Annotated in this window: 18 protein-coding genes and 4 tRNA genes; 13 read left to right on the top strand and 9 right to left on the bottom strand. The window is 48.3% G+C overall.

Annotated features, from left to right (window positions below; translation table 11 throughout):
- Positions 1-229: 229 nt before the first annotated feature.
- Positions 230-1,387 carry a carboxypeptidase-like regulatory domain-containing protein gene (locus DDZ15_RS15930; protein WP_158278751.1) on the top strand — a complete coding sequence of 386 codons (1,158 nt, stop codon included), beginning with the start codon at positions 230-232 and terminating at the stop codon, positions 1,385-1,387.
- A gap of 155 nt (positions 1,388-1,542) precedes the next feature.
- Here the strand turns inward: DDZ15_RS15930 and DDZ15_RS15935 are convergent, their stop codons facing one another.
- Positions 1,543-4,128, bottom strand: a complete 2,586-nt coding sequence (locus tag DDZ15_RS15935; protein ID WP_109648123.1) for a M28 family peptidase — start codon at positions 4,126-4,128, stop codon at positions 1,543-1,545.
- A gap of 774 nt (positions 4,129-4,902) precedes the next feature.
- On the opposite strand from DDZ15_RS15935, the gene acnA reads away from it, so the two are divergent.
- From acnA to DDZ15_RS15955, 3 genes are all read left to right on the top strand, one after another.
- A complete protein-coding gene (gene acnA / locus DDZ15_RS15945) occupies positions 4,903-7,614 on the top strand; it encodes an aconitate hydratase AcnA (protein ID WP_109648125.1) in 2,712 nt (903 codons plus the stop codon).
- 316 nt (positions 7,615-7,930) lie between these two features.
- Positions 7,931-9,106 (top strand): GAF domain-containing protein, encoded by a 1,176-nt coding sequence (locus DDZ15_RS15950; protein WP_109648126.1) that lies wholly within the window; start codon positions 7,931-7,933, stop codon positions 9,104-9,106.
- A 107-nt stretch (positions 9,107-9,213) separates the two neighbouring features.
- The gene (locus tag DDZ15_RS15955; RefSeq protein ID WP_109648127.1) at positions 9,214-10,380 is read left to right on the top strand and encodes a histidine kinase dimerization/phosphoacceptor domain -containing protein; all 1,167 of its coding nucleotides are present in this window, start codon (positions 9,214-9,216) and stop codon (positions 10,378-10,380) included.
- 46 nt (positions 10,381-10,426) lie between these two features.
- On the opposite strand, the gene DDZ15_RS15960 is transcribed toward DDZ15_RS15955, so the two are convergent.
- The 8 genes from DDZ15_RS15960 to DDZ15_RS15995 all read right to left on the bottom strand — a co-directional run bounded on the left by DDZ15_RS15960 (position 10,427) and on the right by DDZ15_RS15995 (position 20,298).
- Positions 10,427-11,596 carry an FAD-dependent oxidoreductase gene (locus DDZ15_RS15960; RefSeq protein WP_109648128.1) on the bottom strand — a complete coding sequence of 390 codons (1,170 nt, stop codon included), beginning with the start codon at positions 11,594-11,596 and terminating at the stop codon, positions 10,427-10,429.
- Complete coding sequence (locus DDZ15_RS15965) at positions 11,583-12,281, bottom strand: methyltransferase domain-containing protein (protein WP_109648129.1); 699 nt, start codon at positions 12,279-12,281, stop codon at positions 11,583-11,585. The genes DDZ15_RS15960 and DDZ15_RS15965 overlap by 14 nt, the downstream gene beginning before the upstream one ends.
- Positions 12,282-12,300: 19 nt before the next feature.
- Entirely contained in the window at positions 12,301-13,392 is a 1,092-nt protein-coding gene (locus tag DDZ15_RS15970; RefSeq protein WP_109648130.1) for a type III polyketide synthase, read from the bottom strand.
- A gap of 89 nt (positions 13,393-13,481) precedes the next feature.
- A complete protein-coding gene (locus tag DDZ15_RS15975; protein ID WP_109648131.1) occupies positions 13,482-14,840 on the bottom strand; it encodes an MATE family efflux transporter in 1,359 nt (452 codons plus the stop codon).
- Between the two features lie 78 nt (positions 14,841-14,918).
- Positions 14,919-18,770 (bottom strand): ATP-binding protein, encoded by a 3,852-nt coding sequence (locus DDZ15_RS15980; protein ID WP_109648132.1) that lies wholly within the window; start codon positions 18,768-18,770, stop codon positions 14,919-14,921.
- A 100-nt stretch (positions 18,771-18,870) separates the two neighbouring features.
- Positions 18,871-19,293, bottom strand: coding sequence for a ribosome silencing factor (gene rsfS, locus DDZ15_RS15985; protein ID WP_109648133.1), 423 nt, complete (start codon positions 19,291-19,293; stop codon positions 18,871-18,873).
- 16 nt (positions 19,294-19,309) lie between these two features.
- Positions 19,310-19,765: a LytR C-terminal domain-containing protein gene (locus DDZ15_RS15990; RefSeq protein ID WP_109648134.1), complete on the bottom strand. Its 456-nt coding sequence runs from the start codon at positions 19,763-19,765 to the stop codon at positions 19,310-19,312.
- Positions 19,766-19,773: 8 nt separating this feature from the next.
- Entirely contained in the window at positions 19,774-20,298 is a 525-nt protein-coding gene (locus DDZ15_RS15995) for a hypothetical protein (RefSeq protein ID WP_109648135.1), read from the bottom strand.
- A 232-nt stretch (positions 20,299-20,530) separates the two neighbouring features.
- Here DDZ15_RS15995 and queA point away from each other — a divergent pair, with 232 nt between their 5' ends.
- The 9 genes from queA to DDZ15_RS16040 all read left to right on the top strand — a co-directional run.
- Entirely contained in the window at positions 20,531-21,577 is a 1,047-nt protein-coding gene (gene queA / locus DDZ15_RS16000) for a tRNA preQ1(34) S-adenosylmethionine ribosyltransferase-isomerase QueA (RefSeq protein WP_109648136.1), read from the top strand.
- Positions 21,578-21,592: 15 nt separating this feature from the next.
- Positions 21,593-22,294 (top strand): 2-C-methyl-D-erythritol 4-phosphate cytidylyltransferase, encoded by a 702-nt coding sequence (gene ispD, locus DDZ15_RS16005; protein ID WP_109648137.1) that lies wholly within the window; start codon positions 21,593-21,595, stop codon positions 22,292-22,294.
- Between the two features lie 5 nt (positions 22,295-22,299).
- Complete coding sequence (gene ispF, locus DDZ15_RS16010; RefSeq protein ID WP_109648138.1) at positions 22,300-22,791, top strand: 2-C-methyl-D-erythritol 2,4-cyclodiphosphate synthase; 492 nt, start codon at positions 22,300-22,302, stop codon at positions 22,789-22,791.
- The gene (locus DDZ15_RS16015; RefSeq protein ID WP_242979071.1) at positions 22,791-23,441 is read left to right on the top strand and encodes a DedA family protein; all 651 of its coding nucleotides are present in this window, start codon (positions 22,791-22,793) and stop codon (positions 23,439-23,441) included. Before ispF ends, DDZ15_RS16015 begins: the two co-directional genes overlap by 1 nt.
- Positions 23,442-23,619: 178 nt before the next feature.
- Positions 23,620-23,691, top strand: a tRNA-Thr gene (locus DDZ15_RS16020).
- Positions 23,692-23,728: 37 nt separating this feature from the next.
- Positions 23,729-23,814: transfer RNA gene (locus tag DDZ15_RS16025), tRNA-Tyr, on the top strand.
- Positions 23,815-23,821: 7 nt separating this feature from the next.
- Positions 23,822-23,894, top strand: a tRNA-Gly gene (locus tag DDZ15_RS16030).
- An 11-nt stretch (positions 23,895-23,905) separates the two neighbouring features.
- Positions 23,906-23,977 (top strand) — tRNA-Thr (locus tag DDZ15_RS16035).
- A gap of 60 nt (positions 23,978-24,037) precedes the next feature.
- A partial coding sequence (locus tag DDZ15_RS16040) for a GTP-binding protein (RefSeq protein ID WP_242978818.1) occupies positions 24,038-24,161 on the top strand: 124 nt, incomplete at its 3' end.

The following is a 24,161-nucleotide window of genomic DNA, read 5'->3' on the forward strand; positions in this document are numbered from 1 at the left end:
CCTGATTCAGGCCGGTTCTACATGCTGTTCGAGGGCGTTGAGCCATGTCATGTTACAATGCTTATCGGCGGTTATCTGTTATCCTTAAATAAGTTTTTGAATTCGCTAAGTAATCTAAAGTCTGAAAAACAGCCTCGCATTGCGGGTAATGCTTGATATTTTCCCCCTTTCGCGTAATTTAAAACATATAAACCGGTACAACCGGAACCAGACTGATCCTATAAAGAGCATGAGCAGGTTTATTTTCAGGGCACTTCCGACACTTACAATTCTCTTGATGTTTTGTATCTCTGTTGACGAAAGCGTTGCAGCAGACACAACACAGGGAAAAATTTCAGCCGTATCAGAAATAAACGGGAGAGTGGTTAGCGCAGAAACCGGTGAACCGCTGCTGGGAGTTCACGTATTTTTATCGGGAACCAAAATCGGAGCTGTAACCAATTCGGGCGGATATTATGAACTGCAAAGTATTCCGCCGGGTAACTATAAGCTTGTGGTATCCATCATCGGGTACGGAAGGGTATCGAAAGAGTTGAGCATACCGGAAGGGCAGTCCCTGCATGAGGTGTTTGAACTGAAACCCGTGGTGTATGAACTGGGCGAAATCTACGCAGGAAACCTCGACGAGAAGTGGCAAAAATATCTGGATCGGTTTACCCCGCTTTTTATCGGGGAGTCTGAATTTGCCGATTCAGTGAGGATTCTGAACCCGGAGGTACTGCGTTTTGAAACCCGGTGGTGGGGGCGCTTTGAAGCGGAAGCACTTGCCCCGCTGCAGATCGAAAACCGTGCTCTGGGTTACCGGATTATCTATTACCTTGATGAGTTTAGCCACTCCGGAACGCGCACCCGCTGGGACGGTGAGCCGCTCTTTATGGAGATGACGCCGGCTGATTCGGCGCAGGCCGCTTACTGGAAAGCCAACCGCAGAAAAGCGTTTATGGGCTCGATGCGGCATTTTCTGATCTCACTGGTTCAGGAGAGTGCGGAAGAGGAGGGATTTATCCTTTACAACCTTCGGAGAGAAACCTACGGATACTCCGGCAGGAACAAGTACAGGACCAGCTCCGCGAGGCTGCTGCGTCCCGGTGATGAGGGGCACTTCTGGAAGATGCGCTTCAGCGGTCAGCTGGAAATCGTTTACAGCGAGGCCGAAGAGGATCCACGATATATCGAATGGGCCGGCGATCTGTATCGGGGACCGAATACCGTGCAGACTTCCTACCTGGAACTGAATGAGCGGAATATTACCGTCGATCCCGACGGAGAAGTAAAAGAACCCTACGGCGCCACCCGCTTCGGCTACTTCGCCTTCCACCGGCTGGCCGACGAAAATCCCAGGGAGTATCGCCCGGAAGGGTTTCAGCGTGAACTCGTGAGCAACTAAACATTATTTACCGCCCCGAAGTCTCGGGGCAAAGGCCGCGAAGGTTAACGGTAGAAGCTATCAGCAGTCAGCTTTCAGTGTTGAAAAAATCTGCATTTAATCATTGCTCGGTTGCTCTGTTGAGCGGTTGAACATTACCCTCCTCCGCGGTGAACTCACTCCCACACCGTCGGATCCCACCCTTTCATGCCGCGATTATTCACCGCCACCACCGTTACGGGTTTTGACAGATCTGCACGCCTCAGTGTGGCCTTTGTCTCCTCCACCACCTCTGAATGCGGATTTCCCATCATATCGGTGTAGCTCACGATGTAGTGATCGATGTCGCTCTCGGGATTGGCGTTCCACTGTGCCATAGCGCGGTTGCCGCCGAAATCGACCACGCTAAGTCCGGTTACCTTTGAAGGGGCGCTGGCCAGCATCATAAACGTAGCAATGTTTGATTTGGCCACCTCTTTCAGCAGGTTGTGGTTAATGGTCTCCAGGTGGTCGGTGGTCTGATGGTAGTTCGGGTTGCCCAGGATCGGATAGGAGCCGATGCCGCCGATCACGTCGCCGTACGCGTCAAAAAACGCATGAGCGTCGGTATTTCGGTAGTAGCGGGAGTCGTATGTAATCAGATCGGTAAACAGAATCGCGCCCGAATGCTGCACATCGCGGATCCCGTAATTGGAGAAGCGAATGGTGTTGTCGAGCCGGTGATGTCGGGTCCAGCCCATCATGTCGTTATTGATAACGCCCATAGCCCACAGGCCCTCTTCTCCGGCCAGGCGCGTAAACTCACGCGCACCCAGCAAACCTGACTCCTCTGCCGTCAGGGATGCAAAGATAATGGTGGCCGGCAGCGGGTTCTTTGCCAATATCCGGGCTGTCTCAAGAAGTACGGCGGTTCCGGAAGTGTTGTCGTCAGCGCCGGGACTTCGCTGAACCGAATCAAAATGCGAACTCAAAATGTAGACCACCTCGGGATGAGTCGTTCCTTCCAGCCGAGCAATCACGTTGGCGGTTTCGATATCGCCCGCCGGATTGAACCACTGGTATTCGGGCTCGTAGCCGAATGACTCCAGCGTTTCGTAGATATACTCCATCGCCTTGCGGTTGCCGGGTTGCGTGATGTGTTTGGAGCCGAAATCATAAAGTGACTTCTGGTAGTGCCACATGCGGGTCATGTTTACCTCATCCACGGCTGCCTGAACGGCATCACGGATCGGGCCGTACATCTCCTCCGCTTTGGCCAGCAGGTTACGCTCGCTCTCCAGGTTGGCCTCCAGCCGGCTGATCAGGGTCTGTTTGGAGATTCGCTCACCGATCCTGACCAGGTAGACGCCCTGCTCTGGCGCGATGGTGTTGCCGCTGCGCTGGGCCACGACCAGTAGAAAGCTTCCGTCCGCACTCGGTTCCCACTCGTTTTCCATCGAAACGGTCCGCACGCTGTTGTTGTGAAACAGCCGGTGAAATTCCTTGGTCTCCACATCGTAGATATGGGAACGACGGTGGCGTGACTCGCCCATCATGCCAAGCACCTTGTCGTTGTTCAAAAAGTGAGGGAAAAGTTCATGCTGGATATCAAACGAAAGCTGCTCGTCGACGGCATCGGCCGTGTGCACCATGTGCAGGTTCCAGCTGATGCCCTCGCGCAGCATGTAGGCCAGCTTGCTGCCGTCGGGCGACAGTGCCGGGTTTTGAATCGGAAAGAGTGATGCGGCCATGATTTCAGCCTGCGGCACCTGTTCTGTCAGATCGGCGCTGAAAATACCCGTTTCTCCGCCTTCACTGTACATGTACGCCACCCGGTTGCCGCTCGCCGAAATGACCGGGGATGTGCCTTCCCAGCGGGTGATCTCACCTCTGTTCAGATCGAAAAGAACCACCGATTCGGGCGAATCATATTCCGGAAGATCCGCACCCGGAAACGGGGAGCCCGGAGATGATCTGAAAATAATCCTGCTGCTGCCCGGTACGGGAATGGGGGAGTGCAGGTATCCGTCTGAACCGGTAACCATTTCCGCAGTTTCCGCACCCCATTGCAGGCGGTAGATGTCGCTGTGTCCGGGATGGTCGGGATCCGCGCCCGTGAAATAGAGCGTGCCGTTTTCATCAAATACCGGGTCCTGAACCATCAGTGGTCCGGTCGAAATCCTGCTCGTCTCCCCGTTTTGCAGATTGAGCATGTACAGGTTCGTATTGAGGATTTCTTCAAGCATGAGTTCATTTCTTGCCTGTATAAACGCATCCCGGTCCCGGTTCTCGCGTGCCCGGGCCAGCTCCTGCTCAAGCTGTACCATTTTTTCGGAAACCGTTGACCGGGATAGAACCGCATTGCGTCCGTCAGGAGAAAAGATCAAACCCGTTCCTTCAACCGTATGTAGCTGTTCCGTGCCGCTGTCCGTGATCCGTGAGACCAACGTCCGGGTCACTCCGTCTCGGCTCTCCTGCCAGGCGAAGTGTCGGTTGTTGGGGCTGAACACAGGATTTCGTCCGTTCTTGCTAAGTTCATCCACCACATAAAGTTCACCGGTCAGCGTGGCGATCTGATCAAAAAAGAGATCTGCATCTTCACTGTCGAGAATGGCTAGGAAATCCTCCAGTGCCCCGATGTAGTCGCCCGCATCCCATTTCAGATAGGCAAGCGTATAGGGATCGTCGGACGCCTGAACTTCAGGCTGTGAAGCCCGTGCGATTGATAGTGTAAGGAAAACCAAAAAGATGAAAGATAGCACCAGCCGGATGGAAGAGGTCATGGATTAAAGCTTGATTAAAGTGAACGAGGCGAATATATGTCGTGAAAATGTAAATTGCTTGAATACAGGGCACAGGGTACAAGGTACGTGGTGCAGGGTAAATACAGCAGGCTGCAGACATTACAAAAAAACTGACAGTTAAAAGCTCCGCAAGACCGTCAGGTCGGCACGTGCGAACGGGGAATTCATTCCCCGTGGAAGGCACATGGTGCAGGTAGCAGGTAACAGGTTACATAAATCTCCCATTAAGCTGATAGCTGAATGCTGAAAGCTGATAGCTCCCAAATTCCGCCAGGTCAAACAAACGAGAGGGGAATTTATTCTCTGTGAATTGACGGGCAGACGTCAGACGTCAAACGTGAAACGGGAGGGGGATGATCTCAGATTGGAGATATGAGATATCTGATCTCAGAAGTATCTATTTTTTTCATTCTGAGTATAAAAAATATACCGTGCCTTCGCTGACTGCTGACTATTGATCTCTGAAGAAATTTCGATATTGCCCGCTGAAGCCTGAAGCTGCTGCGCGCCGTTCGCAGTCCCGAGACTTCGGGAAAGCCTGAAGCCTGAAGCCTGCGCCATGCGCCTTGCCCCTAATCCGGCGCTGTCAGAATTCCTGAAAGGCACAGGAAATGCTGACAGGCCTCTTCACGCCGTGTACCCTGAACCACGCCACTCCCACATTCCCAAAGATATTATCTCAGAAAAGCCCTATTTTAAGACGATAGGAAAAAAGCTATGTGGAACCAATAAAAAAGCATTCGAGGACCCTTTATGACGAGCAACAATCCGCTTCAAGATACCAAAACGACATTCAAAACCGGCACGGGTGATGCCCACCTCTACAGCCTGAAGAAACTGGAAGAATTGGGGTATGAGAAAGTGAGCAGGCTCCCCTTTACGATTAAAATTTTGCTGGAAGCCGTTTTGAGGGAGTTTGACGGATACGTGGTTACCGAAGAGGATGTGAAGGTGTTGGCTGAGTACAACGCCAAAAACCCGTCGGGTGAAATTCCCTTCAAGCCTTCGCGTGTGGTGCTTCAGGATTTTACGGGAGTTCCCGCAGTGGTTGATCTGGCTGCGCTGCGCTCTGCAATGAAGCGTATGGGAGGTAATCCGACCTCCATTAATCCTCAGGTACCGGTTGATCTTGTAATCGACCACTCTGTTCAGGTGGATATGTTTGGCCAGGAGTACGCATTCATGTTCAATGTTGAAAAGGAGATGGAGCGCAACCGTGAGCGATATGAGTTTCTGAAATGGGGGAAAGAGGCTTTTGATAACTTCCGCGTGGTCCCACCGGGACGCGGTATTGTACACCAGGTGAACCTGGAGTACCTGGCCAAGGGAGTTTTTACCCGTAAAGAGAAAGACGGTACCACCGTAGCCTACCCGGATACCCTTGTAGGAACCGATTCACATACCACCATGATTAACGGACTGGGCATTCTGGGCTGGGGTGTCGGTGGCATCGAAGCGGAAGCCGCCATGCTGGGTCAGCCGATCTACATGCTCGTACCCGAAGTGGTCGGCGTAAAGCTGACCGGCAAGCTGCGTGAAGGGATCACCGCAACCGACCTTACGCTGACTGTCACCGAAATGCTTCGCCGACACGGCGTTGTGAGCAAGTTTGTGGAATTTTATGGTCCCGGCCTCAGCAACATGAGCCTGCCTGACCGCGCCACAATTGCAAATATGAGTCCGGAGTATGGAGCCACAATGGGCTTTTTCCCTATCGACAGCGAAGCTATTCGGTACATGAGCCGCACCGGCCGAAGTGACGAGCAGGTGAAGCTCGTGGAAGCTTACATGAAAGAGCAGGGGCTTTTCCGCACAGATGACACTCCGGATCCGGAGTTCACCGAGGTGCTGGAACTCGACCTGGGCGATGTTGAAACATCACTTGCGGGGCCGAAGCGGCCGCAGGATCGTATCACGCTGCCCAACATGAAGGAGACCTTTGAAAACTCACTCACGAGCAGTGATCCTACCATGGGCTTCAATCTCACCCAGGAGAAACTGGCCAACAAAGGTACGTTTAAAAATGGCCAGACAATCGACATGAAACACGGCGACGTGGTGATTGCGGCGATTACCAGCTGTACCAACACCTCCAATCCGAGCGTGATGCTTGGAGCCGGTATCATCGCCAAGAAAGCTGTCGAGAAGGGAATGAAGGTTCCTCCGTATGTTAAAACCTCATTGGCACCCGGTTCGCGAGTGGTAACCGAATATCTGAAGGAAGCAGGACTTACCGAGTATATGGATCAGCTTGGATTCAACCTGGTGGGTTATGGATGCACGACATGTATCGGTAACTCCGGTCCGCTGCCCGAAGCTGTTGAGAATGCTATCAAAGAGGGCGACCTGATCGCAGCAGGGGTACTATCCGGTAACCGGAACTTTGAGGGCCGCATCCATCCGTGGGTAAAAGCCAACTACCTGGCTTCACCGCCGCTTGTGGTGGCCTACGCGCTTGCCGGCACCGTGGATATTGACCTGGCCCATGAGCCGATTGGAAAGGACAAGGATGGCAACGAGGTTTACCTGAAGGATATCTGGCCATCATCTGATGAAATAACCGAGTTTCTGGATCAGGCAATTCGGCCGGAGCTTTTTGAGAAGATGTACAGCGATATTTTCGAGTCCGAAACGTGGGATAAAATTCCCGTCGGCGGTGGAGAGTTGTACGAGTGGAAAGAGGATTCAACCTACATTCAGGAGCCGCCTTTCTTTGTTGGAATGGGTGAAGAACCCGAGCCGATCCAGCCGATTGCAGGTGCACGCGTGCTGGTAAAAGTGGGTGATTCCATTACAACGGATCACATCTCTCCTGCAGGAAATATCAAAAAGGAGAGCCCCGCAGGACAGTACCTTATCAATAATGGGGTGGAAGAGAAAGATTTCAACTCCTACGGATCGCGCCGGGGAAATGATCGTGTGATGACCCGCGGTACCTTTGCAAACGTGCGCTTCAAGAATCAGCTTGCACCGGGAACGGAAGGAGGATTTACCAAGTACCACCCCACGGGCGAGATTACCACCATCTTTGAAGCAGCCGAGAAGTACAAGGAGGAGGGAACTCCGCTTGTGGCGCTTGCCGGTAAAGAGTACGGAACAGGATCATCACGCGACTGGGCTGCAAAGGGCACCATTCTGCTTGGCGTAAAGGCAGTAATTGCTGCATCCTATGAACGGATTCACCGGTCAAACCTGGTGGGAATGGGCGTGTTGCCTCTGCAGTTTGCCGACGGGGAAACACATAAAAGCCTTGGACTCGACGGATCCGAAGCGTTCACCATTCACATTGATGATGACCTGAAGCCACGGGAAACCGTTAAGGTGGAAGCGAAGAAATCTGACGGCAGTGTGGTTAAATTCGATACTGTTTGCAGAATAGATACGCCGGTTGAGATCGACTACTTCCGCAACGGTGGTATTCTGCACAAGGTACTTCGCGATTACGTGGAAGAAGACAAGAAGTAATATGGAACATCATTGCTCGGGTACCATGGCATCACTTCAAGTGACGCCATGACTCGTGCTTATCAATGTTCATTCCGGGTTTGCTTAAGAATTTACTTCCAACTTACGATAAGAGTTGAAATGATTCACAAACCAGGAGCCCGGTTTTGATAAAGCCGGGTTTTTTTATCTCGATCGCAGGGTTGATGAATCCGCATGAATTTCGATAATTTCAACTTACATGAATCGAATTAAAGCTTATATTCGTTAATCTCAGTCAACAGAAAATCAAAAGAATAAACAGGTTTGCCCCTGTAAATCTCAGTTCAAACCGATCATGGAAGTCAGTTCAGGCAAAAAAACAGGTACGCCATCGCCTTTAACGGATTTTTCGCAGGAGAATCTTCGCCTGTTACTTGATACCATTGAAGGGATTACACATACAAGGGAGTTCAAGGCGGTTCTCAATGAGAGTCTTGAAGCAGTTCGCCTGGTAATGGAGTCGGAAGCCAGTTCCCTGATGCTGCTGGATGAAGATTCCGGAGAGCTGCAGCTGCGTATATCGACCGGCCCCGTAAGTGAGGAGGTAGCCGGGAAACGCATTCCCAAAAACAAAGGGATCGCCGGATGGGTGGTCAGAAACCGCTCGCCGTACATTACCAACGATACAAGCAAGTCACCTGAGTTTTTTGGTGAACTTTCGGAAGGTTTCCGAACAAGAAACGTAATTTGTCTTCCCCTCATTAACCGTGACGATGAAGTAATAGGTGTTGTTCAGGCACTCAACAAGAAAGAGGACAAAGATTTTAATGAAAGTGATATACCTGTCTTTGAGGCACTTGCAGACCATATCACCATTGCCATTGAGCGTACCCGGTATGTAGACTACCTTCACCTTCGCCTCAAGGAGAAAGATGTGCTGGTTGCTGAAATGAACCATCGTATAAAAAATAATCTTCTGGCTTTAAATACGCTTCTCAGTATCGAGCTGGAAGGTATAAATGATGAAACGAGCAGCCGGATTCTCAAGAACATGGATCGACGGATCAATTCCATGTTTGACCTGCACAACATGCTGATTGAAAAAAATCTGGAAAAACAGGTTCGTCTGGACAACTACCTGGAGCAGATTGCTGCAAAAATTCAGGAATCGATGGGCCACATTTTCAGTGATGCGGAGATTACGTTTTCAGGGGATCAGATTGAGGTGAGCCAGGAACAGGCCCTGCGGTGCGGACTGATACTCAATGAACTGATCGTCAATATTTACAAACATGCTTTCACCGAGTCGGATGAGGAGGGAGAAATCAGGGTTCGGCTTGAAAAAGGAGAGGATAAAGTGAAGCTCAATGTGTCGGACAACGGAGTGGGATTGCCTGAAAGTTCAGATGCCGGCAATAAAGACTCTATGGGTATGTGGATCGTAGAAGAACTTTCAGAAAAAATGGGTGCAAGTATTGATGTTGTGAGTAAAAAGGGTACACGGTTTGTGATCTCCTTTCCAATGAAGTAGCCGCTCGCTTTCAGGCCGTTTCAGGAATTACTCAGGCAATTGGTCATTTATGTGAAAAATACGTATACATATCTCTGAGTGTAAAACGTCAAAATCGGAACAAAACCATGGCAAACATGGACGATATGAAGGTCAGTGATCAGGATTTTCCTGAGGGGGAAGGCAGCCAGCGTTTACTGATGGATACCCTCGAGGGTATAGATCACACGGAAGAATTTAAATCGGTATTGGTCGACAGTATGGAGTCAACCCGGCTGGTCATGAATACGGAAGCAAGTTCCCTGATGCTGATGGATGAAGAAACGGGTGAACTGTATGTGAGTATGCCTACGGGGCCGGCCAAGATGTCGGTGGCGGGTAAAAGCATACCCCAAAGTAAAGGAATTGCAGGGTGGGTAGCAGAGAACAAAAGGCCATACATGACTAATGATGTTGCAAATTCTGAACATTTTTACGGGGAACTGGCTGAAGATTTTAAAACAAGAAACATCATCTGTGTGCCGCTGATCAACCGGGAGAACAAGGTAATCGGTGTGATGCAGGCATTGAATCGCAGAAACGGAGAAGAGTTTACATCAAGGGATATACCGGTGTTTCAGTCGCTGGCTTCACACTTTACACTGGCAATTGAACGTTCCAGGATGATCGACCGCCTGCATGATCGCCTGCAGCAAAAAGATGCTATCATTGCAGAGATTCACCATCGGATTAAAAACAATCTTCAGATCATATCCGCACTGGTTGAGGATGAACTCCCGTTGATCAAGGATAAGCATGCAGAAACGGTACTGCAGGGTATTTCACTCCGCATTCAGTCGATGTCGCGGCTGCATGATATGTTGAGTGAAAAAAATATCAAGAACACCGTCGATCTGAAGGAATATTTATCCCAGCTATCCGATAAGATCCGTGATACAATGAGCTCCATTCTTTACGATGTACAGATTGAGCTCGACAGTGAAGAGATCGTGGTGAAACAGGACCAGGCGCTTTTGTGTGGACTGATTTTGAATGAACTTTTGATCAATATTTATAAACACGCGTTTCAGTATGAAGATGACGAGGCAAACATAAAAATGTCTCTATTTCTCAAGGATCATATAGTACATCTCAGGGTTTCTGACAATGGGGTGGGGCTGCCCGATGACTTCAAACTCAGAAAGAAAGATTCGATTGGCATGTGGATTGTCGATACCCTGCTGAAAAAACTGAATGCAGAGATGAGTGTGGGATCGGATGAAGGAACACGATTCGAGATCCGTTTCGAAGCATGAAAGCAGAACAAGACTCCGAAAAGTTCATGCACAACAGGATATCAGTTCAAACAGGCCACTTCCCAAGTCCGTGCATTGTAAATATTTTTGCAAACAGGCCCGACAGGGGTGTATTCAGCATCAGTGAAACCAGGCCCCTGTAAAAAGCGGAAGATGACTCCTTTCTTCCCAGATGCATGTTGAGCTCAGCACGCCGCGCAACCTGACGGGCAATTTTTTTCCTTTCGGATGAGTACTGCCGGAACAGTACAGGGTATTTTTCAGGCAGGGTGAGTGCTTTCTGAATCACACTAAAGGTTTCTTCTGCATCCAGCCAGCCCAGATTCATTCCCTGCCCGCCAATAGGGCTCACTATGTGTGCAGCATCACCGGCAAGCAGGCACCTGCCATGATGAAATTGTTCAGCTAAAAAATGCTGTACCCCGAAACTGCTGACCATTGAATTTCTGCAGCCGTCTAGTGAATGGCCAAGCCTATGCTGAATAAATTTTTCAAGCTGCTTGCTTTGCGGTTCACGGATGTATTCGTCGGTTTTAACGACCCAGCGCCGCTGACCGTCCGGAAGGGGAAAACACTCTATCAATCCCTCTTCGTGAAGGTATACAGCCGCATCATGGCCAAAAGAGGTATTGTCTGTATAATCGCCCATGATGTATGTATCGGGATAGGATTTTCCATGGAAGGGTATATCAAGAGCATCTCTCAGGAAGCCTGTTTTACCATCGCAGCCAACAACAAATTGTGAGGATATTCTGCAATTCGCTCCGTTTTTTTTATAGGCAACCTGAACCCGGTCTTCATTATTATCCTGAATTTCGGTTACCTCCGCACCCCGTAAAAGGCAATCGGATTTCAGTTTATTCACTTTATCAGAAAGAATTTTTTCTGTTCTCCACTGAGGAAGCGACAGGATATAACGGTGTTCGCCCGGAAGATTGTCAAACGTGATTTTACCGATGCGGTCTCTGTTCCAGAAGGCGATGCCGCTCCGAATTTTCAGCCCTTGATTCAGAAAAGCCGGTGTTAATCCGCAATGGTCAAAAAGATTGAGAGAAACGGGGTGTATGCCAAGTGATTTGGAGTGCGGATCGATAGTTGAGTTTTTTTCCAGTACCGTGCATGAGATTCCTGCATTCAGTAGACGTATCGCAAGATAGAGGCCCACGGGCCCGCCTCCGATAATCGTGATATCTGTATCAGTCTCATGAATGGTCATACCGTGCAATCAGTCGAAAAGGAAATTTTCGGTTAATAATCCAGTTTTCAGGAAGCGCACTTTCCAGTTCCTGCTTTCGATAACTGCGCCGGATGGATATCAATCCGTCCTTAACGATATAGCTGTTTCTGAACAATATCGGAGCAGCTGTCATAAAAGCCACGTAGCCGACATCACTTCGTTCAATATCGTTAAAGAGCACCCGTTTCAGAGCCAGTTTTTCAGCATCCGCACAAAGCGTACGCAGTTCGGAGGGAGGCAGGTGATGCATCAGATGGTTTGAAATAACCAGTTGAAACATTTTGCCTTCAGCTACAAGGTCGGATGAATGTGCATTCAGGAAGGTTACATTGTCGGTCCAGCTTTCCTGGCCGACAAACTGGATTGCCCGCCGGTCGGGCTCAATGCCTGTGAAATGAACGTCAAACCCATCCTTTATGCATAGATGATGCAAATAGCGTATCACATCACCGCCGCCGCAACCGATATCAAGAACGGTAAACGTGCCCTCCTGCTCAATAATCAGAGGCCTGATAAAACGCCTGTAAAGAGTACCCCATCCGGAAAGAAGGCGATTAATCAGGCTGAACTGTGCATACGTATTAAAAAGAAGCTGTTTGTCGCAGTCATCCCTGTCCATCCATTCGGTAAGCTGTGGGTTGCGTTTTGAGAGGAATAGAGGCATGCCGTGTTCTTTGAAACGCTCAGCAGTGCGAAAGCAGGGCAGTTTCCATGGTGAGACCGGGACCGAAGGCCATGGCCAGTATCCTGGAGTTCTCCTTTTGATGTGTTTGCTGCTGCAGTTCACGCAAAACAAAAAGAATGGTTGCACTGCTCATGTTACCATAGCCCGACAATACCTTTCTGGATGCATCCAATGCATCAGGCGGCAGTTGAACGGCTTCTTCAATCCGGTCCAGAATGGCCCGCCCGCCCGGATGTACGCACCACTGTTCAATCTGTTCGGTGGTAATGCCAAAACGATCGAGTGCGGGGTTCAGGAATTCGTCTATTCCTTCTTTAAGCAGGTCCGGAATATAACTCGAAAGCACCATGCTGAATCCTTTATCGCCGATCGACCAGGCCATATCGTCCTTACCTTTTTCCAGAATGGTAGATGCAAACCCATGAACCGCTATGCCCTTTTTCCCGGTGGGTTTTTTATTGCTCATGATGAACCCTGCGCCTCCATCAGCAAATACGGACGCCGACAGAATACTATCCGGTTCCGGATTGGCCTGGAAGTGGATGGTGCACAGCTCCACGGACACAACCATTACGTTCGCATCCTTGTTGGCCCTGCAAATCTGATCGGCCATTTTGATTGCAGGAATAGAGGCATAACAACCCATAAATCCAAGATGGTAACGCTCAATTGAAGGGTTGAGGTTCAGAGCCCTTATAATGTCAAAATCGGGTCCCGGTGCGTAAAAACCGGTGCAGGAAACAGTTATAAGATGAGTTATCTGGTCAGCCTCAAAGTCGGAGTTTTCTATCAGGGACCTGGCTGCTTCAACAAACAACTTTTTCGCTTCACGGATATACAGGTCATTTCTTCGCTCTGTGCCCGGATATGCACCTTCACCATTAAAAAAAAGCGTCTGAGACCCTTTCTGTCTGAAATCATTTATCACAGAGTGGCGATTGTCAATTCCTGACCTGGAATAGAGATAGTGAATTATTCTTTTGTCTTTATCGCTGGCGGGCACAATTTCTTTCATCCGGTCCCTGATTTCGCTCTGGGAGTACGAATAGGCCGGTGTAGCAGTTTCTAAGGCGTGGATATAAGAAGGCATGACAAAGAGTTAAATATTCTCAATGGTTACAAACTGCGACAATCTGATACCGTACAGTATAGATAAAATTTGAATTCCGTGAGTTTCGTTCAGGCTCCCATCTTTCCTGTTTTAATGTGAAAGCGAAGATTATGGAGAATTCCTGCGATGGTCAGGCCCGCAATGAGTCCGACCCAGAGCCCGGGTGCTCCCATACCGGTTTTAAAACCGAGCAGATATGCGGTGGGTATACCGATTATCCAATAGGCGAACAGATTTACATACATGGGGACCTTTGTGTCTTTAAGGCCGCGCAGCGCACCAAACCCGCTTACCTGCAAACCGTCGGAAAGCTGAAAAATTGCTGCCATAAATAGAAGCTGGACAGCAATTTCCGTTACTTGTGGGTCATCGGTATAAATTGCTACGATGGACTCGGGAAAGAGGTACATCAGTGCAGCCGTACAAAACATAATGAATGATGCGACTCCCACTCCAACAAAGCCTCTGAATCTGGCTTCTCCGGGCCTTTTTCGGCCAATTGACAAGCCTACGCGTGATGAAATGGCAACGGAAAGCCCAAACGGGATCATGAAGGCCATTGCTGCAAAATTAATTGCTATCTGATGCCCGGCAATGGCAATTGTACTGATTGTACTGACCAAAAGACTCACTACGGCAAACATGGTTACTTCCATGGTTGAGCTGATTCCGATGGGAACACCTATTCTGAGAAGCTCTGAAAGATATTTTTTTTCAGGCCACCGGAACTTATCAAATATGCCGAACCGCTGAAATGGTTGAAACTTTATGGTAAATATCAGCATAAAGACAAACATCACAGCGCCGACTATTGAAGAGGAATATCCGGTACCGACAGCTCCAAGCTGTGGAAAACCTAACTTTCCAAACATCAGAATGTAGTTTCCGGGGATATTCACCATCAGGCCAATAGCAGCTATATACATCGCCGGGCGGGTAACGCTCAGTCCTTCGTTAAAATTTCGGAGCGCACTGAATGCGTAGAATGGAAAAATTCCCCAGGACATAGCTCTCAGATATCCGCCGGCGATGGGGATGATCTCATCCGTAACTCCGATAAATGGAAAGGTGGCATCGAGGTGCCGTAGCAAAAAAAAGCTTGGCAATGCCAGTATCTGGCTAAGCCAAAGCACCTGACGGGCATTCTTGCCAATCTGTTTGAATCGGCGTCCGCCAACGTTTTGTGCTACGATAGGGGTAACCGCCATGATGCAACCGAGACACAGAACCATAAATGGAAGCATTATGCTTGATCCTACGGCGACGGCGGCAAGATCCTGTGGAGAAAGACGTCCCGCCATAACGGTATCCACAAAGCTCATGCTCATCTGAAGCAGCTGAGCTATAATGACCGGCGTACCGATTTTCATCAGTGACGATATTTCCGACCGGATCCTCTGTTTGTATGTTGTCTCTTCGCTGGGCATCTGAATGGAAGGGCTGATGGTACGAAGTTTTTGAATGACTTGTTGACCCGTATTGTAATTTCACCGGTCAAAAATCAGTTATCTCTTCATTGATGGAATTGAGATAAAAAATGTACTTCCTTCACCAGGCTTCGACTCAAACCAGATATCTGCATTATGAGCTTCGATGATCTTCTTGGTGATGGCCAGACCCAGTCCGGTGCCGCTCGATTTGGTGGAAAAATTGGGTACAAAAATTTTATCCTGAGTTTCCGGATTGATACCCACCCCGTCATCATGAATGCGTACCAGAACCCGGTCTCCCTTCACTTCCGAAAAGATGGAAATTCTGGCAGTATCGGAATCGTGGGCCTCGATTCCGTTTTTCACAAGGTTGATGAACGCACGCCTGAGCTCATCTTCAGCAGCGAGAATAGCGATGGGGGAGTCGGGTTGCGTAAGCGATATGCTGACTTCCGGATCGTTGCGATAGAGGTCGCAAACCGAGCCGAGTACGCGGTTCAGGTTAACGGGCTGCAGCTGATCCTGCACAGGTTTTGCGAATTTGGAAAAATCGGAAGCAATCCGGTTCAGGGATTCAATCTGATCAATGATGTTGGTTGCAGTTGATTCAATAACCGGCTTCAGTTCCATTACATTGTCGGGATTGGCTTCAAGCTGGCGCTGCAGGTGCTGAAGATTCAGTTTCATGGGAGTGAGGGGGTTTTTTATCTCATGCGCAACCTGTTGGGCCATCTCTTTCCACGCCGCTTCGCGCTCGGCCTGCACAAGTTCCCGGCGTGCTTCATTCAGCCGCTCAACCATTTGATTATACGCCCGGGCAAGTGAACCGATTTCATCCCGGCTGGTAACCTCAACCTGACCTCGAATATCTCCTCGTGATATGCGATTCAATGCACTCTGAATCACAGCAAGCGGTTTTGTCAGGCTGGTGGAAAATAAGACTGTGCCGACAATGAAAAATCCGAAAATAAGCAGATATACACCCAGGAGGTAACTTGTTGTTTGAAGCAGCTGGTCACGATATACCGGTGATTGTATAAACGTTGGAATGGCAACGGCTCCGATCGTTTCCGACTGCTCGTCAAGCAGAGCACGATACCCGATAAGAAGCTGCTCACCGGCCAGTGTGGATGTTGTGACATATTGCCTTCTTTCGCGATTATACATTAAATCATAGACCGTGTATGGCATATTCCTTGGCATCAGATACTGCTGAAATATCTGAGGTGTTGTGGATTCCATGAGATCTGTACCATTGTAAAGAATAGCGTCCACATTGAGCGGTGATGCATACTCCGTAAGGCTGCCGGAGTTTGTGTCTGTGCCAAACAGGCTTTCATCATCCCAAAGCGATTCGCTCAGGCTGTTTAGTTTTGTAACCAGGTCATGTTCTACGTTTTTTGCATTCTGATTGCCAACCGCGTACTGAGTGGCAAAAATGAGTACGGTGAGAAAAATTATGGTAACCAATGTAAGGCCGTCGAGGAGCCGGTGGCGAAACTTACGGTTTTGACTAAACAGACTGAACCGTTTTTCACCGCTCAAAGCCAGCAGGGAAAAGATAAAAAGGCCGAAGAAGATCATTACCATCTGTAACCTGAAGTAAGAGAAAAGATGGTTGTTAAGGACAGGAATAGGCGTGCTGGCTTTCACGATAGTATTCTGGTCCACTTTTAGCAATATTTCCCGGAACTCTCCCTGAACGGTGAGGTTCGTGATAAAGGCAATGGAATCCCTCAGGGCAATTTCCTGCTCCCGTGCGGGCAGGCGGCTGTATTCGGGCTGATTGCTATAGATTCCCTCCATGGCGCTTCTGGAAATGCGTCCGTTTCTGAATTCGGCCAGATAGTAACTATCCCGCCATTCTTCTGCGGTGGCCGCGGCACGAACCGCCCGCAACGGTTTATTATAATCGGCCCGTTCACGGTAGATGGCAGCAAAAACCCATGCGATCCTTTGCTCCGGATTTTGTTCGCTGTAGATAGGAATCCATCCCCGCTTAAATGAAATATAATTTTCACCAAGGTTGGGTGGAGCATCCCAGACAATGGGACGATTGGTTTCTTTTTGCAGCTGCTCAAAATCATGGGATTCTCTCATCAGTTCCATGTTGACCAGCGACCGCCAACCGGGAATATCAAGATTTGTAGAGTAATCGCTAAAAACGTTACCGACAGTATCAAGAAGCTGTATTTCGAAGGTGTGCTGACGCCATTCGGGCCGGATGCTGTTGCGTACGATTCGCTGGAATCTGCCTGTAAGTATCTGAGACCTTACATCAACATCTTCAATGTTAAAAAAGAGCAGATTGCTTTCAATCTGCCTGAGTACATCCTCTACTATTTCCGCTGTATTGTTGGTCTCCTCGGTTATAAATTCCTGACTGTGCTGCATCAGCTCTCGGTCGGTCCGGGCACTGTTTGTAGTCCAGATAATGGCGTAAGCAGCGGTAGAGGATAGCAGTACCGCCACCATCAGTTTTCTGAACCCGGACATGTCAACGAATTGCCGGATATTTGTATGAATACTGTGAACCAGCCAAAGCAGTGTGAGGAAAATGATGGAGCTGAGTACGAAAATCCAGTTAAAAAGTGGTTCTGCAATCAGAAAAATGTCTGTCAGATAGTAGGTCAGTGCAAAACTGAATATCGCACCTGCAGAAAGAATGGCTGATTTATCCGCTTCCCAGCGGTTCAGCAGGAAACCCAATGCGATAATTATTCCGCCAATGGATGTGAACAAAACACCAGCTGAGATATAGAAAAATAGTGACGCGGTTTCAGGAATCAGTTCAAGATCGAGGAGCCTCATATTGCTCTCCAGAAGGGCAGATCGGGTGGTGAGTACGAAAAACAGGATCAGCCCGAGTGAGCCTGCTCCGTAAAGAACACTCATCAGAAAAGTGCCTGGCCGAAGCTCTCTGGAGGATCTGAGTTTCGCCGACACTGTAAAGCCATATACCTCCAAAAAAAGAAGGAGAAAAAGAATGGAGCTGAAAATGTAGTTGAGCAATACGATTCTGTCGGCTGAAAGGATGTCCGGATAGTAGCTGCTCCATATGTCAATAAGGTTGCCCTGTTTTATCAGCCACCAGGTCAGTATCAGCAAGCCCGCGCGGACAACGAACAAAATGGGACGCTGCTGTACCCTGTTCCACATAATAAACGTTATGACAGCTGCGATCAGAATTGCCAGGTGGAAAAGGCCTCTCCAGAATGTCCTCTCTTCCGCAATTTCAGCCTTATAAAGGCTGTAATTACCCTGGGAAGCGTACACTGTTCCAATCGAATCGGACTGCTGAATATACAAAGCCCGGCTTATGGAGTATTCCTCGTCCTGCGGTGTATCCAAAAAACTGAAATTGACAGGAAAGTGTCCATCGAGCCTGGGATGATTAGAGAGGCGGGTATTTTCCTGGGTGCCAAGAGGGATATTTATCGTCTGTTCGAGCAGTCGTGCAGTCAACAAATAAGCAGTACCCTCTTCAACGGATAGTGTGCGCTGACCAAAAAGATAGGTTACATTATCCCTGCGCTGGATGTTGACCCTGAGTGAACCTCCCGAATCGGGAAGAGGAAGCGGAGTAAGATTAAAGCCGCGCCAAACCACCTGATTATTATTCAGGTACAGAGACGATGCCCAAAAGTCATAATCTTCGAACTTATTAAAAATAAACCCGTAATTCTGCGGAGACACAGAAACCGTTGAGAGATCTTCATAAAGGCTGTTGGAGCGTTCAATAAACTCCTGATATTCGTCATTGAACAACGCAACGGCTTCATTGAGGCTCTCTTCCATTAGATCTTCAACCGTTGGATCTGCCTTGTAGGGCTCTCCCGAAAACTGTTCAAATATACCGTATGCCGCCAGCAGAAGCACAAGAACGGTAAGCGATACATAAAGAGGATATGCTCCCGGTTTTTTCAATGAATCAGAGTTTTTTTAAGAAGATTTAAGCCGGGCGGGCTCTCAGAAATAAAAGATAAACCTGGCACATGTATAAGGAGAATAAGCGGGGTGACAGTAATTAGTCGGCCGGATCCTTGTCTTCTATTTCCGTCACCTTGGCATCATTCCACATCCGCTCAATACCGTAGTAATTTCGTTTCTCTTCACTGAAAATGTGTACAACTACGTTTACATAATCCAGAATGATCCAGCGCCGGGCGTCAAGCCCTTCCTGTTTCCAGACGTTCTCTCCAAGGGTCTCTTTTACCTTTTCCATGACGCTGTTTGCCAAAGCCCTGATTTGAGTTTCTGAGGTTCCGTGGCAAACAACAAAATAGTCGGTGAGCGTTGTGAGCTCGCGTACATCAAGCAATACGATATCGCGCGCTTTTTTTTCAAGCAAACCATCGGTAATGGCATCGATCAGTTTCTTTGTATCCACTGAAATATGTGGTGATGAGGACGAAAACCGGCTTTTGGCCTTCTTGGTAGTTTTGGTCATAGGCATTAAGGTTCTGTTAGAGGTTTAGCGAATCGTAATCGGCACCGATTACAAGCGTTATATCGAGATAAAAGTCTGGCGACTCTTCCCTTAGAATATACTGTTCTGAAACGCCGATTGCGCGGGCTACACGCTGTGCGTTCTCCATCTGACCATTTCGTGAGATTACAAGAGTCTTCTCAACATCGAAGTGATCAAAGTTACCTGTTTCAACAACGTCAAAGCCATACTGCCTGAGCGAACCTGTATACCGCGTGGCAAGTCCCGGAACACCCGCGCCATTGAGCACCTGCATCTGTATCACAGAGCTGATCAGGGTTGGGTCTTCGGATACTCTCTCGTTTGCAATGCGGGGAAAAACAAATCGGCTTGCAAGGGCTGCGAGCAGAATCAGCAACAGCACTCCGAGGAATCCGATAGCGGAATTAAGCAGATTATTTTTTTGGCTTTCGTTCAGCTGGGTAGGAGCCATCAGTAAGGTTAATAACCGGGATAGCTTCTGTTAAAAGGTGAAAAGGGATTTCCGTATCCGTAATTACTGAATGGTGAATAGTATGGATTCTGGGAAAACTGAAGTGAAATCCGTGCATTATCAGAAAGCCGGTAATCAATTCGAGCCCTGTCTACAATTATTTGCGTATTCATGGCACTGCTGTTATTCATAAAGCTGTTGCCAAACGGAGAATGAAGTACAGAGATATCAACCTGAGCATCCAGTTTGTTGCTCACATCGAAATACATTGAGTTGGTATATGCGTTCAGATTTTGCATCTGTCCTCCAAAATTGGAAAAACTCATGCTGTATGAGTGGCTCATGGTCATATTCAGCAGATTCATCCAGCTGCCGGTTGAGCCCGGTGTGGATGTGTGTGTTATTGAGGTGCCGAAAGAATCAGCGGTATGAGGATTGAGATCCTTGCGCAACTGCGCATCGGCAGCGGAAACCGATAGGAGAAAAAATGTTGCAAGCAGCGCCAGAATTTTCATGGACGTAACAGATGTCATGGTCGATTTCATTTGGTTGATATCTACATCTTTAATAATACACAAACGGCTTGGATTAGTAAATATGTTTTAAGAAATCGGATTTTTTTCAGGAATACAGTAATACGTATGCCGGCTGATAAAACAGTGGAGTGGAAGGCGAGTGATGCCTTGTCAATGCGCATAAAAAAACCTATATTTATAAGCTTTACTTTTGGCGAAATTTATAACTCAAATCCCGACTGTTTTGAAAATGAAACTTACCGATTTCAAGTTTGAAATCGATCATTTTAATGTTCCTGACGAACCCGCCGAACCAAGAGACTCTTCCCGTTTGATGGTCCTGGACAGAGAAGATAAATCCATCAAGCACGAAAAATTTTCAGACATCCATAAGTACCTGAATAAGGGAGATGTGGTTGTTTACAACAATACCAAGGTTTTTCCTGCCAAACTAAAAGGTAAAAAAGAAAAGACGGAAGCTGACATTGAGGTGTTTCTGTTACGGGAACTCCAGCCTGAAAATATGCTATGGGACGTGTTGGTTGAGCCGGCAAGGAAAATCAGGATAGGAAATAAACTCTATTTTGGTGAAGACCTGATGGCCGAGGTCGTTGATAACACAACATCGCGCGGCCGAACAATCCGTTTTCTCTACGAAGGACCTAATCAGGATCTGTACGAACGGCTTGATGAGATCGGAGACATGCCGCTTCCTCCCTACATTGAAAGGGAGCCCAAAGATTCCGATAAAGAGAATTACCAAACCATATTTGCCAAAGAACGTGGAGCTGTTGCCGCACCCACTGCAGGGATGCATTTTACCCCGGAACTGGTAGAGAAGCTTGAGAAAAAAGGAGTCGACTTTGTGCCCGTCACCCTGCATATAGGCTGGGGTACATTCAGGCCGGTTGAGGTTGAAGATCTGACCAAGCACCGAATGGATTCTGAGAACTACTACATATCAAAAGAATCATCCGACCGTATCAACGAAGCCCTGAAGAGCAAGAAGAATAAAGTGGTGGCTTGCGGTACATCTGCGGTGCGTGTAATCGAAACAAGCGTGATGGCCAGCGGTATGTCGAAACCCGGAACAGGCTGGACGGATAAATTTATCTACCCCGATTACAACTTCAAGATAACAGAAGCGATTATCACCAATTTTCACAGGCCCGAATCCACGCTGTTAATGCTTGCGGCGGCATTTGGGGGCTTTGAATACATCAAGGAAGCCTATAAGGAGGCGGTAAAGGAGGATTACCGGTTTTTCTCATTCGGTGACGCAATGCTGATACTCTAACCGGAGAGAAACAGGGTGGGAAAAGAAACACGTCTTGCACTGATCGTCCCCGCTGCCGGTTCCGGCGAGCGGCTTGGAAAAAAAATTCCCAAACCCTATCTGACCATCAGCGGAAAAACGATACTTGAGCATACGCTCAGGAAGTTTAGTCCGCTGCCCGAGCTGGAAGAAGTTGTGGTTTCTACCTCACCTGAATACAGGGAACGCACCGAACGTATTCTGGATGAGCTCTTTCCAGATAAATCGACACGCGTAGTACAGGGAGGCGCCGAACGGCAGGACTCCATAAGAAATGCGCTGAATACACTTTCAGAGCGTGTCGGCCTGGTTGCCGTTCATGATGCCGTGAGGCCTTTTATCGAAACATCATTCATCCGGTTGTGTATTGAAGAGGCGGACAGCAGGGGAGCGGCCATTATTGCCGTTCCGGCCAAAGATACCATTAAAGTGTCGGACCCGTCGGGCTGCATTCAATCTACACCCGACAGAAAAAACCTGTGGCAGGCCCAAACCCCTCAGATTTTTAAGGTATCTGTTCTGAGAAAGGCCTATGAGGCTGCCCTTGAAGAGAACGTTTTGGGCACCGATGATGCTTCTCTTGTAGAACGAATCGGTGAGCCTGTATATCTGATTGAAGGCAACCGCGAAAATTTTAAAATCACTTACCCGCTTGATCTCAGGCTGGCTGAATGGCTGCTGGATGAGGCGGCAAGGTAGAGTTTATGGATACATTCAGAATTGGTTTCGGCTATGATGTTCATCGCTTTACAGAAGGTGAGGCCCTTCTCATGGGAGGGGTCAAGATACCTTTTCATCAAAAACTGGAAGGTCACTCTGATGCAGATGTACTGCTGCATGCGATTACGGATGGGCTTCTGGGGGCGGCCGCACTCGGTGACATCGGTTCTCATTTTCCCGATACGGATCCCGCCTACAAGGATGCCGACAGCAGAGTGCTTCTGCGCAAGAGTTATCAACTTGTGAAGGAAAAAGGCTATGAGCTGGGCAACCTGGATGCGACCATCATTGCCGAACGTCCTAAATTTCGTCCATACATCGACAGCATGCGCTCATCACTTGCCGAAAACCTGGATTGTGATGCAGATCGTGTATCCATCAAGGCTACAACAAATGAGAGAATGGGTTTCGCCGGAAGACAAGAAGGAATTGCAGTTCATGCCGTGGTGCTGATAAAACGAATCAATGAAGCCTGATGGAAGCTTACCTGGAGCAGATCGTTGACTGGATACTTACGCTCTCTCCGCTGAGTATCTACACGATTTTTTTCCTGGTAGCCTATATTGAAAATATTATTCCACCGCTCCCCGGCGATGTACTTGTTGCCTTCGGAGGGTACCTGGCAGCCGAACAGATTATAGGGTTTGTGCCTGTATTGATTATCACCACACTGGCTTCGGTAATTGGATTCATGAATATGTATCTCTTTGGAAAATATTTTGGAGACCGGATCGAAGTGCAGCGAAGACGGTTTTGGCTGATGCGATTTATCGATATAAAATATTTTGACAGGGGCAAGAGGTGGATGCACAACTGGGGACAGGGTGTAATATTGGCTAACCGATTTCTGGCCGGAACGAGGTCGGTAATTGCACTTACCGCCGGAATTACCAAAACGAAGGTATACTCTACCATGCTCAGTTCATTCATCAGTTCTCTGGTATGGAATTTTACCCTGCTGATGCTCGGCTGGATTGTTTACGAAAACTGGGCTGTGATCGGGAACTATCTTAACATTTACGGCAGGGTTATTCTGATTCTGATAGTTGTTGTTGTAGCCGCCAGAATTTTTTACAAAAAAACCAAAAGCAAAAAGAGAGATCCTAAAAAAAATCTTTCTGAGTAGTTGATTAATAGAGGAGATGTTTTTAGCTTTCAGGTCTTTCGCTGATGGGAAAATTGTGCGCTTTCGTCATTTGAACCGGTAATCAAGTTATATCCGTAAGTCGATGCACGCACTCCTGGTCAGCGATACTCTTTGACTTTATGCCAGACCTGTTTTTTTCGGAAAAATTTTTATCTAAGCCAGTGTAGCTCAGGGGTAGAGCAGCTGTTTTGTAAACAGCCGGTCGTCGGTTCAAATCCGGCCACTGGCTCATATAAAAATTTCCCGGTTAAGCGATGTGAAGTTTTGGGGGGATACCAAAGTGGCCAACTGGGGCAGACTGTAAATCTGTTGTCGTAAGACTTCGCAGGTTCGAATCCTGCTCCCCCCACCACGATTTTGCGGGCGTAGCTCAATTGGTAGAGCGTCACCCTTCCAAGGTGAATGTTGCCGGTTCGAGTCCGGTCGCCCGCTCTCTGAAAAAAGCCGATATAGCTCAGGGGTAGAGCACTTCCATGGTAAGGAAGGGGTCGTCGGTTCAATTCCGACTATCGGCTCTTCAGGTTCGAGCAGATGTTCATTTTTACTAAATAAAACTTAAATAATTCTTTGTAACCATGGCAAAAGAGACATTTCAGCGTACCAAGCCGCACGTAAACATCGGTACGATTGGTCACGTAGACCACGGCAAGACGACGTTAACGGCAGCGATTACTAATGTAATGGCGAAGACCTACGGGG

The organism is Rhodohalobacter mucosus, from assembly GCF_003150675.1.
Taxonomy (GTDB): domain Bacteria; phylum Bacteroidota; class Rhodothermia; order Balneolales; family Balneolaceae; genus Rhodohalobacter; species Rhodohalobacter mucosus.